14 protein-coding genes are annotated in these 15078 nt (G+C 67.1%); 8 read left to right on the top strand and 6 right to left on the bottom strand.

The window, feature by feature from the left end; translation table 11 throughout:
• The first annotated feature begins 117 nt into the window (after positions 1–117).
• The 3 genes from imuA to AC56DV_RS18230 are packed head-to-tail and all read left to right on the top strand — an operon-like array spanning position 118 to position 3022.
• The gene (gene imuA, locus AC56DV_RS18220; protein ID WP_496315663.1) at positions 118–831 is read left to right on the top strand and encodes a translesion DNA synthesis-associated protein ImuA; all 714 of its coding nucleotides are present in this window, start codon (positions 118–120) and stop codon (positions 829–831) included.
• Positions 758–2233 (top strand): Y-family DNA polymerase, encoded by a 1476-nt coding sequence (locus AC56DV_RS18225; RefSeq protein ID WP_496315664.1) that lies wholly within the window; start codon positions 758–760, stop codon positions 2231–2233. Before imuA ends, AC56DV_RS18225 begins: the two co-directional genes overlap by 74 nt.
• A 33-nt stretch (positions 2234–2266) precedes the next feature.
• A complete protein-coding gene (locus tag AC56DV_RS18230) occupies positions 2267–3022 on the top strand; it encodes an alpha/beta hydrolase family protein (RefSeq protein ID WP_496315665.1) in 756 nt (251 codons plus the stop codon).
• An 18-nt stretch (positions 3023–3040) separates the two neighbouring features.
• Here AC56DV_RS18230 and AC56DV_RS18235 read toward each other — a convergent pair whose 3' ends face one another.
• The 3 genes from AC56DV_RS18235 to AC56DV_RS18245 all read right to left on the bottom strand — a co-directional run bounded on the left by AC56DV_RS18235 (position 3041) and on the right by AC56DV_RS18245 (position 6355).
• A complete protein-coding gene (locus AC56DV_RS18235; RefSeq protein ID WP_496315666.1) occupies positions 3041–3388 on the bottom strand; it encodes a hypothetical protein in 348 nt (115 codons plus the stop codon).
• A 41-nt stretch (positions 3389–3429) separates the two neighbouring features.
• Entirely contained in the window at positions 3430–4374 is a 945-nt protein-coding gene (locus AC56DV_RS18240; RefSeq protein ID WP_496315667.1) for a sensor domain-containing diguanylate cyclase, read from the bottom strand.
• An 88-nt stretch (positions 4375–4462) separates the two neighbouring features.
• Positions 4463–6355, bottom strand: a complete 1893-nt coding sequence (locus AC56DV_RS18245) for a M61 family metallopeptidase (RefSeq protein WP_496315668.1) — start codon at positions 6353–6355, stop codon at positions 4463–4465.
• A gap of 200 nt (positions 6356–6555) precedes the next feature.
• On the opposite strand from AC56DV_RS18245, the gene AC56DV_RS18250 reads away from it, so the two are divergent.
• The 5 genes from AC56DV_RS18250 to coaD all read left to right on the top strand — a co-directional run bounded on the left by AC56DV_RS18250 (position 6556) and on the right by coaD (position 11945).
• The gene (locus tag AC56DV_RS18250) at positions 6556–7014 is read left to right on the top strand and encodes an Hsp20 family protein (protein WP_057157623.1); all 459 of its coding nucleotides are present in this window, start codon (positions 6556–6558) and stop codon (positions 7012–7014) included.
• A gap of 165 nt (positions 7015–7179) precedes the next feature.
• Complete coding sequence (locus AC56DV_RS18255) at positions 7180–8694, top strand: Do family serine endopeptidase (RefSeq protein ID WP_496315669.1); 1515 nt, start codon at positions 7180–7182, stop codon at positions 8692–8694.
• Positions 8695–8716: 22 nt separating this feature from the next.
• Positions 8717–9376, top strand: coding sequence for a response regulator (locus AC56DV_RS18260; RefSeq protein WP_056394137.1), 660 nt, complete (start codon positions 8717–8719; stop codon positions 9374–9376).
• A complete protein-coding gene (locus tag AC56DV_RS18265; RefSeq protein ID WP_496315670.1) occupies positions 9373–10758 on the top strand; it encodes an ATP-binding protein in 1386 nt (461 codons plus the stop codon). The genes AC56DV_RS18260 and AC56DV_RS18265 overlap by 4 nt, the downstream gene beginning before the upstream one ends.
• A gap of 32 nt (positions 10759–10790) precedes the next feature.
• On the top strand, positions 10791–11945 hold the full coding sequence (coaD, locus tag AC56DV_RS18270) for a pantetheine-phosphate adenylyltransferase (RefSeq protein ID WP_496315671.1): 1155 nt from the start codon (positions 10791–10793) through the stop codon (positions 11943–11945).
• 9 nt (positions 11946–11954) lie between these two features.
• On the opposite strand, the gene AC56DV_RS18275 is transcribed toward coaD, so the two are convergent.
• From AC56DV_RS18275 to AC56DV_RS18285, 3 genes are all read right to left on the bottom strand, one after another.
• A complete protein-coding gene (locus AC56DV_RS18275; protein ID WP_496315672.1) occupies positions 11955–12209 on the bottom strand; it encodes a type II toxin-antitoxin system RelE/ParE family toxin in 255 nt (84 codons plus the stop codon).
• The gene (locus AC56DV_RS18280; RefSeq protein ID WP_496315673.1) at positions 12193–12516 is read right to left on the bottom strand and encodes a CopG family ribbon-helix-helix protein; all 324 of its coding nucleotides are present in this window, start codon (positions 12514–12516) and stop codon (positions 12193–12195) included. Before AC56DV_RS18280 ends, AC56DV_RS18275 begins: the two co-directional genes overlap by 17 nt.
• 129 nt (positions 12517–12645) lie before the next feature.
• Complete coding sequence (locus AC56DV_RS18285) at positions 12646–15030, bottom strand: TonB-dependent receptor plug domain-containing protein (RefSeq protein WP_496315674.1); 2385 nt, start codon at positions 15028–15030, stop codon at positions 12646–12648.
• Positions 15031–15078 lie beyond the last annotated feature (48 nt).

The following is a 15078-nucleotide window of genomic DNA, read 5'->3' on the forward strand; positions in this document are numbered from 1 at the left end:
TTAATGCCCATCTTACAGCATCTGCAAGCTTTCCCAGTGGAACAAACCGTAAGTAGTCCTTGCCAAAACCGGGAGTAAATAGTACTGTGTATTTGTACAGTATCCGTGTTTGCAACCATGCTCAGTCCTTCCACCCTTGCCGCTCCCGAAAGCCTGCATCCGTCGCTGTGGCTGGCGTCGCAGCTGGCGCACTCGGCCACGCGCTGCGTGGACACCGGCTACGCGGCGCTGTCGGCCCAGCTGCCGGGCGGCGGCTGGCCGCTGGGCACGCTCACCGAGCTGATGCTGCAGCAGCAGGGCATCGGCGAAATCCGCCTGCTGCGTCCGGCGCTGGTGGCGGCCTCGAAGCGCCCGGTGGTGCTGCTGGCGCCGCCGCAGATCCCGCAGGGACTGGCGCTGGCCGCGCTGGGCTTGCCGCCGGGACAAATGGTGTGGATACGCAGCACGGGAAAAAGCGGGGACGCGCTGTGGGCCGCCGAACAGGTGCTGCGCAGCGGCTGCTGCGGCGCGCTGCTGCTGTGGCAGCAGCAGATCCGCAGCGAAAACCTGCGCCGGCTGCACCTGGCGGCGCAAAGCGGCGACACCCTGTTCTGCCTGATGCGCCCGCTTGCCGCCGCGCAGGACGCCTCGCCGGCGCCGCTGCGCCTGGCGCTGCGCTCGGCGCCGGGCGGCATCCGCATCGAATTCATCAAACGCCGGGGACCGCAGCGCGACGCGCCGCTGTTCCTGCCCTTGCCACCTTCTTTGCTACAGCGTCATGCGTCTCTGGATCGGCCTCTACCTGCCACGGCTCCCGCTCGAAGTCTTCTGCCCCAGCTGGTCGGAGGATAACTGCAGCGTGGTGCTGGAGCAGGATGGCGTGCTGGCGCTGTCGCCGCTGGCCCATGCCGCCGGCGTGCGGCTGGGCATGCGGCGCGGCGGCGCGCTGCTGATGGCGCCGGACGCGCAGCTGCACGAGCGCGCCCCGCTGCGCGAGCAGGAGGCGGCGCACGCGGTGGCCATGGCGCTGCTGCGCTACACGCCGCTGGTGGCGGAGGCCGAGGAGGCCACGCTGCTGATCGACATCGGCGCCAGCCTGCGCCTGTTCGGCGGCATCCGCCGGCTGTGCGCGCTGGTGCGCGGCAGCATGCGGGCGCTGGGCTTTACCGCCGTGCTGAGCTGCGCGCCCACCGCGCGCGGCGCCTGGCTGCTGGCGCGCAGCGGCGGCGGGCGCTGTTTGAAAATCGACAGCATGGCGCGGCGCCTGGCGCCGCTGCCCAGCAGCCTGCCGCCGCCGGCGCGCCCCTTCCTCAAGTGGTTCGAGGGCATGGGCTGCCTGACGCTGGCGGACTTGCGGCGGCTGCCGCGCCCCGGCCTGCAGCGCCGCTGCGGCCGCGCGCTGCTCGACATGCTGGACGAGGCGCACGGCGAGGCGCCCGAGCTGTACGAGTGGGTGGAGGCGCCGCCCACCTTCAGCGCCAGGCTGGAATTGTTCGACCGCATCGAGCACGCGGACGCGCTGCTGCACGGCGCGCAGCGCCTGCTGCAGCAGATGGTGGGCTGGCTGTGCGCGCGCCAGTTCGCGGTGGAGCGCGTCAAGCTGCTGCTCGAGCATGAGCGGGGCAAGGTGGCGCGCCCGCCCACCGCCATCGAGATCGCGCTGGCCGAGCCGGTGTGGCGCGACGACCACCTGCTGCGCCTGCTCAAGGAGCGCCTGGCCAAGACCGAGCTGGCGGCGCCAGTGATCGGCCTGTGCCTGGAGGCGGCGCAGGTGCAGCCCATGCTGCCGCCCACCGACTCGCTGTTCCCGGAGCCGGGCGGCAGCAAGGAGGACCGCGAGCGCCTGTTCGAGCTGCTGGTGGCGCGGCTGGGGGCGGACAATGTGCTGAAGGCGTCGCCGCAGGCGGACTACCGGCCCGAGCTGGCCAACGCCTGGGTGCCGGTGCACGACAAGCTGCGCCCGGCCGACGTGAGCGCGCGCATGCCGCCGCAAAGCCTGCCGCGCCCGGCCTGGCTGCTGCCCAAGCCGATCGCGCTGCTGATGCGCGACCACCGGCCGTTCTACATGTCGCCGCTGCGCATGGTGTCGAACGCCGAGCGCATCGAGGCCGGCTGGTGGAGCGACGGGCAGACGCGCGACTATTTCATCGCCGAGGGCGCCGACCATGCCCACTACTGGGTGTTCCGCGAACGGCTGGGGGCGAAGGAGGGCGAAGCCGAGCCGCGCTGGTATCTGCACGGCTTGTTCGGCTAGACTGCGGGTACGGCTCTTTTTACGGAATACATCATGCGTGCAGAACGACACGAATTCACCGGCGCCAGCGGCCACCAGCTGGCGGCGCGCCTGGATGCGCCGGACGGCGCCATTAAAGCTTATGCGCTGTTCGCCCATTGCTTTACCTGCGGCAAGGACGTGATCGCCGCCAGCCGCATCGCGCAGGCGCTCACCGGGCACGGCATCGCCGTGCTGCGCTTCGATTTCACCGGCCTGGGCGCCAGCGGGGGCGAGTTCGAGAACACCAATTTTTCGTCCAACGTGGCCGACCTGGTGGAGGCGGCCGATTTCCTGCGCGAGAAGTTTGCCGCCCCGCACCTGCTGATCGGCCACAGCCTGGGCGGCGCGGCGGTGCTGGCGGCGGCGGCCAGCGTGCCGGAGGCGAAGGCGGTGGTGACCATCGCCGCGCCGGGCGAGCCGGCCTATGTGACCAATATGTTCAGCGCCCACCTGGAGCAGATCGCCGCCGACGGCGAGGCCCAGGTGCAACTGGCGGGGCGGCCGTTCCGCATCAAGCAGCAGTTCGTGGAGGACGTGGGCGGGCACAGCCTGCGCGAGCATATCGCGGGGCTGCGCAAGGCTTTGCTGGTGATGCACGCGCCGGGCGACGATACGGTGGCGGTGCGCAATGCGATGGACATTTTCATGGCCGCGCGCCACCCGAAAAGTTTCGTCTCGCTGGACGATGCCGACCACCTGCTGACGCGGCGCGAGGACGCCGCCTACGTGGCCGACCTGATCGCGGCCTGGAGCAGCCGCTATCTGTAGACGTTGATTAGACGCTGATTACTCGTCGAATTCGGACGACAAGTCCTTGAAACCCTTGCGCACGGCGAAGGGCAGGAACTCGTCCGGCGTGTCGAGCACGATCAGTTTCTTTTCCTGGATCACCGGGTCGCCCGGCACCAGGTCCGGCCCCGCGTAGCCCAGGCTGCGCAGGCGGGCGCTGATCTCGGCGATCAGTTTCTTGTCCTTGTGCAGGCCGTCGGACGCGGGCGCCGCCAGGTCCACGTACAGGTCGATGACGCCATAGCCCTCGTCGAAGATGCGGATGGCTTTGATGTCGATGGCGCGGCCGGCGCCGTCGGTGGCCTTGAACGGGCCGCTGAGCTGGATGTCGGTGTCTTGGTTCATGCCCGCAGCATACACCAAATCGCCCCAATCGTCCGCAGCGGCTAGGTCGCCACGCGGTCGCGGCCCAGGTGCTTGGCACGGTACAGCGCCTGGTCGGCCAGCTGGTAGAGTTCGTCGCGCCCCAGTTCGGCGCCGGGCGCCAGGAAGGCGGCGCCGATCGACAGCGTGACCTTGCCGCCGGGCGGATTGGCGCGGTGTTCAATGGCGTGCGCGGCCATGGCGGAGCGGATCTCGCCGGCCAGTTCCAGGCTTTCCCCGGTGCCGCCGCTGCTGTACAGGCAGGCGAACTCGTCGCCGCCGATGCGGAAGCACAGGTCGCCGGCCCGGTGCAGCGCGGCGCGCATGCTGTGCGCCACGGCCTTGAGCACGCTGTCGCCGGCCGGGTGGCCGTGGTGGTCGTTGTATTCCTTGAAGCGGTCCACGTCCAGCAGCAGCAAGGTCAGCAGGCGGCCGTCGCGCCGGGCGCGTTTCTGCTCTTCGCAAAAGCGCATGTTGAAATAGCGCCGGTTCTTCAGGCCGGTCAGTTCGTCGGTCACGCTGCTGTCCTCGGCGGCGCGGGTCTGCGTGATGTCGGTGGACACGGCGCAGGTGGCGTTCACCTGGCCGTGTTCGTCGTACAGGGGGAATTTCACGGTCATGTAGGTGTGCAGCGTCTTGTCGCGGTGGTACACCGCTTCCTCCTCCTGCACGGCGCGCTGTTCCTGCGCCGCGCGGCGGTCGTTGCGCCACAGCTGCTCGGCAATCTCGGGCGGGAACAGGTCGAACACGCTGCGGCCGACGAAGCTGCTTTCATCGTAGCCGTCGAGCACCTCGAAATGGCGGTTGGCCATGGTCATGCGGCCTTCCAGGTCCTTGGTGGAAATCAGCAGCGGGGCGTGGTCGAGCAGGGAGCGGAAGATGCGGTCCCGGCCGCGCAGCGCGGCCACTTCCAGCCGCAGGCGGGCATTTTCTTCCAGCAGGGCAGCGATGCTGACGGGATCGTCCATGGACGGTTTCCAGGCTATCGAGGGAAGCCCAGTATAACCGCAGTCCGGGGCAGCAAGCGAGTTGTCCCGGACAAAGGCGCAAGGCGCTTTATTTCAGCGGCGACAGGATGGCTTGCAGGCGGTCCGGCGTGCCGGGGATGCGTTCCAGGCGCGGGTATTTCAGGCCGCCGTGGTAGTCGAGCAGGATGGTGCGGTATTTCGCGCCCTTCTTGACCAGCAGCTCGATCGGCTTGGCGTCGGCTTTGCCGCCGGTCTTGGCGGCGGTGACGGCCGCGCGCAGCACCTCGGCCTTGTAGGCGGCGCCGTTCACGGCCAGCACCGTGGTGCCGCCGCCGATGCCGGCCTTGAAGCCCGGGCCTTCCCATTGCAGCGCTTCGACCTTGCCTTCGCTGTTCAGCGAGAAGCCCAGCGAGTATTGGAAGTCGGCCATCTTGCTGCGCTCTTCCACCGCCTTCAGGTAAGGCGTCTGGGTGTCGGTGTAGACCAGCTTCCAGCCGGCGCGCGCGTAGCCGTCCAGCGGCGCCGGGCCGGTGCCGTCCAGGCGCGCGCGCAGGAAGCCGGCCCAGTCGTGCGGCTCGATCGCGTTGAGCGCCTTCACCACGTCCTCGAAGGTGTAGTAGTTGGCCACGTAGGCGCCGTTGTCGATGCCGAAGAAGTTGCGCGCGAAGTTGTCCAGCGACTTGGTGTCGTTCGACATTTCGCGGATCTTGGTGTCCACGTCCAGCCAGATCAGCGCACCTTCGTTGTAGTAGTCCTCGCTGCGCTGCCAGTTGCTCCAGCCCAGCGGACGGCGGCCGTTGATGATGGGGTCGTTGGTGGTGTCCTGCACAGGGCGCCAGCTGCGGCCCTGCTGGTTGTCGTAGCGGGCCGCGTTGGCCGCCATGATGTCGCGCACGCTTTCCGTCCTGAGCATGCCGGAGCGCGCCGACAGCACCTGGCCCCAGTACTGGGTCTGGCCTTCGTACACCCACAGCAGGCTGTTCTGCAGCGGGGTGTTGAAGTTGGGCACGTTCTGGTCGGCCGGGCGGCGGAACTTGCCGTTCCACGAGTGCGTGAATTCATGCGGCAGCAGGCCGCGCACGGACTCGGCCTTGTTCCAGTCGGTGAAGTAGTCGAGCTTCACGCCGTTCTCGCTGGACTGGTGGTGCTCGCGTCCCACGCCGCCGAATTCCTCGCTCAGCGCGAGCAGGAAATCGTAGTGCTGGTAGTGGTAGGAGTTGAACAGCTTGTAGGCCTGCTGCACCATGGCGCGGTGCAGTTCGATCTGCTCCGGCTTGGCTTCCACCGCTTCGGCGGTGTCGGCCACCACGTTCAGGTGCACCGGGATTTTCGCGCCCGGGTCGAGGTCGTAGCGCTTGAAGTAGCGCCCCGCGAACAGCGGCGAATCGACCATGGTTTCCAGGTCCAGCGCCTTGAACTGCACCGTGTCGCCCTTGCGTTCCACGGTTTCCAGCGCGCTGCCGTACTGCCAGCCTTCCGGCAGCGTCAGGCTGGGCTGCACCGTGATGCGGCGCGTGGTGTGGCCGGCCGGGTACAGCACCATCGAGTGCCACTGGATGCCCAGGATCTCGCCGGTGATGGTGGTGCGGCCCTGGTTGGGCTCGGTGGGCGACAGGTACTGGTATTCCACTTCCACCGCCTTGGCGTCGCGCGGCACCTCGAGGTGGAAGGCGTGCACGTTGACGGTGTCGCGCTTCCAGGCCAGCGGCTTGCCGTTGGCAGTGAGCTTGAGGCCGGCGAACTGGTTCAGCGGGCCGCTGGGGCCGTGGTTGGCCGGCACCCACTGCGGGTACAGCAGGGTCAGCTTGCCGGGCTTGGCGGGAATGGTTTCGGTGATGCGGAAAATCTGCTGGGACGTGTTGGACGCGTCCACCTTCAGCACGATGGTGCCGGGGTAGGGCTGGTCCACCGGGGCGGGGATCGGGTCAGCGTGGGCGGTCAGGGCGGCGCTGAGCAGCAGGGCCAGCAGGGTTTTGCGCATAGCAGTCATGGAGCGGAAAGTGGAGGAGTAAAGAGGCCGAGTGTAGCACGCAGGAAACATCGCTTTGTGTCGAAATGTACCGCAAAAATTTTTGCAGCCTGGCTCTTGAAAGCTCCTGGCGGCAACCGTATATCGGATGCACCGGTTGCCCAGAAGGGGACCGGAAGACCATATCGCTTAACTTTGAAAGGATATCCATCATGCGTACTTTTGACCTGACCCCACTGTATCGTTCCGCTATCGGTTTCGACCGCCTGGCCCAGCTGCTGAACGACGCCCAGCGCGGCGACGCCCAGCCCAGCTACCCGCCGTACAACATCGAGCTGGTCTCCGAAGACCAGTACCGTATTGTGATGGCGCTGGCCGGCTTCAGCCGTTCGGAAATCGATATCACCAGCGAGCGCGACAGCCTGCACATTGTCGGCCGCAAGCAGCGCGACGGCGTGGAGCGCACCTATCTGCACCGCGGCATTGCGGCGCGTGATTTCGAGCAGCGCTTCCAGCTGGCCAACCACGTGAAAGTGACCGGCGCCTCCTTCGACAACGGCATGCTCACCATCGAACTGGTGCGCGAAGTGCCGGAAGCGCTGAAGCCGCGCAAGATCGCGATCGACGGCACTGACAACGTCGCCGCGCTGGAGCAGCGTCAAGCCGCTTAAGCTGCAACAGTAAGCAAGTAGCACCACTGGCCGGGCAATCCGGCCAGTTGCACGTCTGGCGTGCGGTTGTAACCGGAAGTAACGGTCCGGGAGATTAAGCGGCGCCTAAGTCTCTTCCCCCATATTGGAGTCATCGATAAACCACATTCCATCGGGAGTGCAGAAATGCAAAAACAACCTGTTTCCGTAACCATGAAACGTGGCGTCGCTGCCTTGGCCGTGCTGGGTGCGCTGGGCGCAGGCGGTGCCGTGGTGGTGCAACAAAACAATGCCGGCGCCGTGGCCAACCAGGCGCAGAACGTTGCCGCGCCCGCCGCCGCCGCGCCCGCCGTTCCCGTCGCCGCGCCCATGATCTCCATGCCCGACTTCAGCGTGATCGCCGAACGCAACGGACCCGCCGTGGTCAACATCAGCGTCACCGGCAGCACCAAGACCGGCTACGACGGCGCCCAGGCGCGCGGCCGCGATCCCTTCGGCGACGACCCCTTCTTCGAATTCTTCCGCCGCTTCCAGCAGCCCGGCCAGCAGCGCGGCGAGCGCTCGGTGCCGACCCATGGCGTGGGCTCCGGCTTCATCATCAGCCCCGACGGCCTGATCCTGACCAACGCCCACGTGGTGCGCGACGCCAGCGAAGTGACGGTGAAGATGACCGACCGCCGCGAATACCGCGCCAAGGTGCTCGGCTCCGATCCGAAGACCGACGTGGCGGTGCTGAAAATCGAAGGCAAGAACCTGCCGGTGGTGCCGCTGGGCCGCACCAAGGACCTGAAGGTGGGCGAGTGGGTGCTGGCCATCGGTTCGCCGTACGGCCTGGAAAGCACGGTCACGGCCGGCGTGGTCAGCGCCAAGGGCCGCTCGCTCGGCCCGGAAGACAGCTATGTTCCCTTCATCCAGACCGACGTGGCGGTCAACCCCGGCAACTCGGGCGGTCCGCTGTTCAACACGCGCGGCGAGGTGATCGGGATTAACTCGCAGATCTACAGCCAGACCGGCGGCTACCAGGGCCTGTCGTTCGCGATTCCGATCGACGTGGCGACCAAGATCAAGGACCAGATCGTCACCACCGGCAAAGTGGCGCACGCCAAGCTGGGCGTGACGGTGCAGGAAGTGGACCAGGCCTTCGCCGACTCCTTCAAGCTCGACACGCCGGAAGGCGCGCTGGTGGCCAACGTGGAGCCGGGCGGCCCCGCCGACAAGGCCGGCGTGAAGTCGGGCGACGTGATCCGCAAGATCAACGGCCAGAAGATCATCGCCTCGGGCGACCTGCCTGCCGTGGTGGGCGTGGCCCTGCCGGGTGATAAAGTGACGCTGGAAGTGTGGCGCCAGGGCAAAGCCATCGAACTGACCGGCAAGCTGGGCAACGCGGCCGACAAGGTGGCCGAAGTGGCCCGCGCCGACGACGGCGCCAGCAGCAAGGTCCGGCTGGGCTTGCAGCTGCGCCCGCTGGACCCGGTCGAGAAGCGCCAGTCCGGCATCAATTCCGGCCTGCTGATCGAAGGCGCGGGCGGCGCGGCGGCCTACGCCGGCGTGCAGCCGGGCGACGTGCTGCTGTCGGTGAACGGGCGCGCGGTCAACACCGTCGAGCAGGTGCGCGACGTGATGGCCAAGTCCGAGAAGTCGGTGGCCTTGCTGATCCAGCGCGGGGATGAGAAGATCTTCATTCCGGTGCGGATCGGTTGATAAATAAAACAAAGGAAATACCATGCGCCTGCTGCTGGTGGAAGACGATACGATGATCGGCGAAGTGGTGCTCGACCTGCTGCGGGCCGAGCACTACGCGGTCGACTGGGTCAAGGACGGCGACATGGCCGACACGGCCCTGCAGACCCAGACCTACGACCTGGTGCTGCTGGACCTGGGCCTGCCGCGCAAGGACGGCCTGGAAGTGCTGCGCTCGATGCGCGCGCGCAAGGAGATCACGCCGGTGCTGGTGGCCACGGCGCGCGACGCGGTGGACCAGCGCATCGCCGGCCTGGACGCCGGCGCGGACGACTACGTGCTGAAACCCTACGACCTGGACGAGCTGCTGGCGCGCATCCGCGCGCTGCTGCGCCGTTCGGCCGGCCGCGCCGACCCCGTGTTCGAGCACAAGGGCGTGATGATCAACCCGCAGACGCGCGAAGTGATCGCCAACGGCCAGAACGTGAGCCTGTCGGCGCGCGAATGGGCGGTGCTGGAGGCGCTGATCGCGCGCCCCGGCATCGTGCTGTCGCGCGCCCAGCTGGAGGAAAAGCTGTACAGCTGGAAGGATGAAGTCAACAGCAACGCGGTGGAAGTCTACATCCACGGCTTGCGCAAGAAGCTGGGCAGCGAGCTGATCCAGAACGTGCGCGGCCTCGGCTACATGGTGCCCAAGGCATGAAAGTGTCCGTTTCATCGATGTCGCAGTCGGTGACGAAGACCGTCACGCGCTCCGTGTCGCACTCGCTGCGTGCGCGGCTGCTGTGGTTCCTGCTGGCGGCCATCGTGCTGGCGGCCATGGCGCAGGCGCTGATCGCCTACCGCAGCGCGCGCAGCGACGCCGACGAGATCTTCGACTACCACATGCAGCAGATGGCCTTGTCGTTGCGCTCCGGCGCGCCGCTGGCCAACCACGCCAACGGCCCGGCCGCCGACCCCGGCAACGACGACATGGTGGTGCAGGTGTGGACCCCGGACGGCGTGCAGGTGTTCCGGTCGCTGTCGCGCGCGGAGCTGCCGCAGCGCGCCGTGCTGGGCTTTTCCAACGTGCGCGTGCGCGGCGCCACCTACCGCATCTTCTCGGTGCAGACCAGCAACCAGACCGTGCAGATCGCGCAGGACATGGCCGTGCGCCAGCGCATGGCCGGCGCGCTGGCGCTGCGCACGGTGGCGCCGATCGCGCTGATGGCGCCGCTGTTGATGCTGGTGGTGTGGTGGGTGGTGAGCGGTTCGCTGGCGCCGGTGTCGCGCGTGCGCAAGCAGGTGGCGGCGCGCCAGGCGGACGATTTGTCGCCGGTGTCCGAGAACGACCTGCCGGACGAGGTCAAGCCGCTGGTGCACGAACTGAACCTGCTGTTCGGCCGCGTGCGCACCGCCTTCGAGGCGCAGCAGCACTTCGTGGCGGACGCCGCGCACGAGCTGCGCTCGCCGCTGGCCGCGCTCAAGCTGCAGGTGCTGAGCCTGGACCGCGCCGAGGACGCGTCCGCGCGCGCCGTGGCGGTGGGCCGCCTGACGGCCGGCATCGAGCGCGCCACGCGGCTGGTGGAGCAATTGTTGGTGCTGGCGCGCCAGGAGTCCGGCGGCGCCGAGCAGAAGTTCGACAGCGTCAACCTGGCCGACCTGGCCAAGCGCACCATGGGCGACCTGGCCGGCGCGGCGCAGGCGCGCGAGATCGACCTGGGCTTGCCGCGCGCCGACGAGGTGAGCGTGGCGGGGCAGGGCGACGCGCTGTTGATCCTGCTGCGCAACCTGATCGACAACGCCATCAAGTACACGCCGCCCGGCGGCACGGTGGACGTGGAGGTGATGCAAGGGGAGCGCGGCCCGGTGCTGTGCGTCGAGGACAGCGGCCCCGGCATTTCGCCGGAGGAGCGCGAGCGCGTGTTCAGCCGCTTCTACCGCGTGCCCGGCAGTTCGGCCGGCGGCAGCGGGCTGGGGCTGGCCATCATCAAGGCCATCGCCGAGCGCCACGGCGCCGCGCTGGTGCTGGGGCAGTCCGAGCGCCTGGGCGGGCTGCAAGTAAAAGTTGAGTTTCCCGCAACAGGAAAGGCCGCGCCCGGCTAGAATGTCGTTTTACCTCGGCAGCGGAGCGGCGCATGAAGAAAATCGGCTTTTCGGGCACCCTGGACCCGATCACCAACGGACATATGTGGGTGATCGGGGAGGCGCGCTCCATCGCGGACGAGGTGGTGGTGTTCCTGTCCGAGAACTCCACCAAGCAGCCCAAGTTCTCGGCCGAGCAGCGCAAGGCCATCATCGCCGAGAGCTGCGCCGAGCGCGGCTGGGACAATGTGCAGGTGCAGATCGTGAAAAGCGACTACACCGCGCGGGTGGCCAAGAAGCACGGCATCGACTACCTGGTGCGCGGCATCCGCACCACCGCCGACTTCGACTATGAAAACCTGATCCAGCAAACCAATGTGGACGTGATCGGCGGCGCCAAGACGCTGTTCGTGATGCCGCCGCGCGACCTCGGCTCGGTCAGCTCCAGTTTCGTGAAGGCGCTGGAAGGGCCGGTGGGCTGGAACTGGACCATGAAGAACTTCGTGCCGGCGCCGGCCTACAAGGCCTGGATCATCAGCTGGCTGCGCAAGGAATGGGACGCGCTGTGGCAGGGCGCCGCCGGTGCTGCCCCCGATCCTGCCGCCGCCGCCAACGCCGACGCCTGGTTCGAACGCCTGACAGGTCCGGACGCCTACGGCGGCCCCGGGCGCGCTTACCACAACCTGGACCACCTGGTGCACGGCCTGGCCGAGATCCGCACCTGGAGCGCCAACGTCGGCCCGTCGAAGCGCGACGCCGACATCGTGCGGGCCGCCTTCTGGTTCCACGACGCGGTGTATGACCATGGCGCCGGTTCCGGCGGCGCGCTGTCGAACGAGGAAGCCAGCGCCCGGCAATGGCTGGCCAGCGGCCTGGGGCCCGGCATCCAGGACGACGTGGCCGCGCTGATACGCGCCACCGACCACTTCCAGAGCGCCGGCGTGGCGCACCCGCTGAAGGAAACCATGCTCAGCGTGGACCTGGCCATCCTGGGCCAGGCGGAGGACGTGTACCGCCACTACACCCAAGGCATCCGCAGCGAATACCGCCACATCTCCGACGACCGTTACGCGCTGCAGCGCGGCCAGGTGCTGACCTACCTGCGCCACAAAGCCGAAGCCGGCACCCTGTTCGGCGACCCCTTCTTCGCCGCCCAATACAACGCCCAGGCCATCCTCAACATGAGCGACGAGATCGCTGAGCTGTAGTCAAGCGGGCTAGCGAACCTGTTTTTGGCTCCGCACCGACACGATGAAGACCAGATCGATATCCGGGAGGTATCGATAATGTACTTTATAGGCGCGGCGACGAGGGCCAACCAAAAGTTCACGCCGGCCCTGCTGCACGGCGTGGCCCAGCAACGGATTTAGTTCGAGTATGTCCACCGCTTTGATCATTCCCGATACTTTTGCTGCGACATTGCTGGCGTTGCGCATTAGGAGATGGCTGGCGATACTATCCAGGTCGTCCAAAGCTTGCTGCGTCCAATTGACGCGAGACATGATCAGGGCTGGAATTTTTTGGAACGGGTTTAGCTACATCTTCGCCGCGAGCGCGGCGCTCGAAGTACTCGCGCACTTCGGCATGCGGAATAGACAGGCCGGTCTGCATCAGCCCCTGCTCGCGGCGATCATCTTCCTGAACCTCGGCCTCGTGGCGGTCGAGCATATCTTCAATGGCTTGCAGAATCATGTCATGCGCAGTGATGCCAGCCTGCTGAGCAGCGGCGCAGATACGTTGATGCAGATCGCTGGGTAGCTCTATCGTGGACGTGGTCATATAGCCTCCGCTTATTTTTTGATTCTAGCACCGCAGCATGGATGGCGATGCTGCGCCGGATCAAGCGCCAGGCGTAAAAAAACGCCCGGCGCATTGCTGCGGCGGGCGTTTCGATGAAGCGGGATCAGCTTAGAACTTGACCCACAGGCGGCCGAAATAGGAGGTGCCGTTCAGGCCGAACTGCACGCTCTCGTACTTGAAGCCGTTGTCGGTTTCGTTCGGGTCCTGCTCGCTTGGATGCACGTTGAAGATGTTGCTCGCGCCGAAGGTCAGCTTGGTGTTCTTGCTGAAGCTGTAGGTGAAGCCCACGTCGGCCGAGGTCTTGGCGGCGTAGCGCTGGTTGGCCACGCCGGAGGCGGTGCCGCTCCAGGTGCCCAGCGTCTGCGGGCCGAAGTGGATGATCTTGAAGTCCGTCTCCAGCGGGCCGGTGGTCAGGTTGAAGCCCAGCGTGGCCTTGCGGCGCGGGCCGCCCTGTTCCAGGAACAGGCGCTCGCGCTCGGACAGCAGCACGTCCTCGTAACCCTGCAGCGCGGCCGGGGCGTGGATGGCGTCCACTTCCGTTTTGCCGAAGTTCATGGCCAGGAAGGTGGTCAGCTTGTTGCCGGCCAGCGAGCCGCGGTGCGAGGCGGTCAGGTCCAGGCCCTGGGTCTTGGTGTCGACCGAGTTGACGAAGAACTGCGCGCCGCCCACGCCCAGGGTCGCCAGCTTGGCGGCCAGGGCCGGGTAGTTGCTCTCGTCGAACAGGCCGGACAGCACGATGCGGTCCTTGATCTTGATGTGGTACAGGTCGGCCGTGACCGACAGCGCGTCGCTCGGGGTCCAGGTCGCGCCCAGCGTGAAGCTGCGCGACTTCTCTTCCTTCAGCGGCGGCAGGCCGGCCAGCTGGCCCACCGCGCCCACGGCCGGGGTGATCGAGATGTCGGTCGGCTTGCCGCCCACGAAGTCGGTATAGGTGGACGAGAAGTGCGCCTGCTGCAGCGACGGCGCGCGGAAGCCTGTGCTGGCCGAGCCGCGCAGCAGCATGCCGTCGGCCAGGCTGTAGGAGCCGGCCAGCTTGCCGGTGACGGTGGAACCGAAATCGCTGAACTTCTCGTAGCGCACCGCGCCTTGCAGCTTGGTCTTCTTGTTCAGGTCCGCTTCCAGGTCCAGGTACAGCGCGCTGCTGTGGCGGCTGACGTTGGTGGCGTCGGACGGCTGGAAGCCGGGGAAGCCCTGGCTGCCGGCATTGCCGCCGCCTGCGCCGTCGGCGTCGATGTACGAACCCGGTTCGCCGGCGAAGATCTTGTAGGTCTCGCGGCGGTATTCGGCGCCGAAGGCCACGTTCATGCCGTCGCCCATCACGCCTTCAAAGTAGCGGCTGGCGTCGGCGTTGGTGGTCAATTGCTGGAACGAGAAGCCGCCCGCGTCGAACCGGCTCGGGCTGATGCCCTTGTTGGCCGGCAGGTTGGCGATGGAGGCGTTCAGCGTGTTGCTGATGTTGTACTTCAGGCGGTTGTAGCCGTAGGTCTGCGAGAGGTCGGTGTTCCACTCGCCCACCTTGCTGCGGTAGCCGAGGATGCCGTAGCGGTCGTCCAGGTCGCCGTTGATGAAGGGCACGAAGCCGTTCGGGTACATGGCGGCCGAGTTGCGGGTCGGCACGTCGTCCACGCCGTCGCGGGCCCAGGCGCCGCTGGAGGCGTCGCGCTGCTGCAGGCCGGCCGTGAAGTACAGCTTGCCGCCCGCGCCGGCCGGGATTTCGCCGTTCAGCATCGCGGTCTGGTTCTCGGACTTGGAATCGCCGATGGTGCGCGGATTGCCCGGCTCGGCGCGGTTGGAGCGGCCGCGGTCCAGGTATTCGCCGGTGATGCCGACGCTGCCGCCCGCCACGGCGAAGCCGCAGTAGGCCGAGGCCATGTAGTTCTTGCCGTCGCCTTTCGAATACTGGCTGTAGCCGACCGACGATTCGCAGCCGACGTTCTTCTTCAGGCCGATGTCCATCACACCGGCAATCGCGTCCGAGCCGTACTGGGCGGCGGCGCCGTCGCGCAGGATCTGCACGTCCTTGATAGCCATGGTCGGGATGGTGTTCATGTCGGTGCCGGTGCTGCCGCGGTTGCGCGCGCCGAAGATGTTCACCAGCGCGGCCGTGTGGCGGCGCTTGCCGTTGATCAGCACCAGCGTCTGGTCCGAGCTCAGGCCGCGCAGCGCGGCCGAATCGACCAGGTCGGCGCCGTCCGCGCCGGTCTGGCGGGTGGAGTTGAACGAGGGCGAGATATAGGTCAGCGTCTGCGACAGGTCGAACTGGGCGCCTTGCTCGGCAACCTTGTTCATCGGGATCACGTCGACCGGCACCACGGTGTCGGTGGCCGAGCTGGTGGCGCGGCGCGAGCCGACCACGTTGACGGACTGGATAGGGGCGGCGCTGGCATTGGCGTCAGCGCTCTGGGCAAGGGCGGTCGGCGCCATGGTCGCCAGCGCGGCGGTGCCGTACAGGCTGACGAGAACGGCGCGGCGGAGGGCGGAAATAGTAGGCACGTGTTTCTCCAGATGAAAGATTTCGCTGATTTTAAAGGTCGGCGAACC

This window comes from Massilia sp. BGA-UO-ETr-WB1, assembly GCF_059567845.1.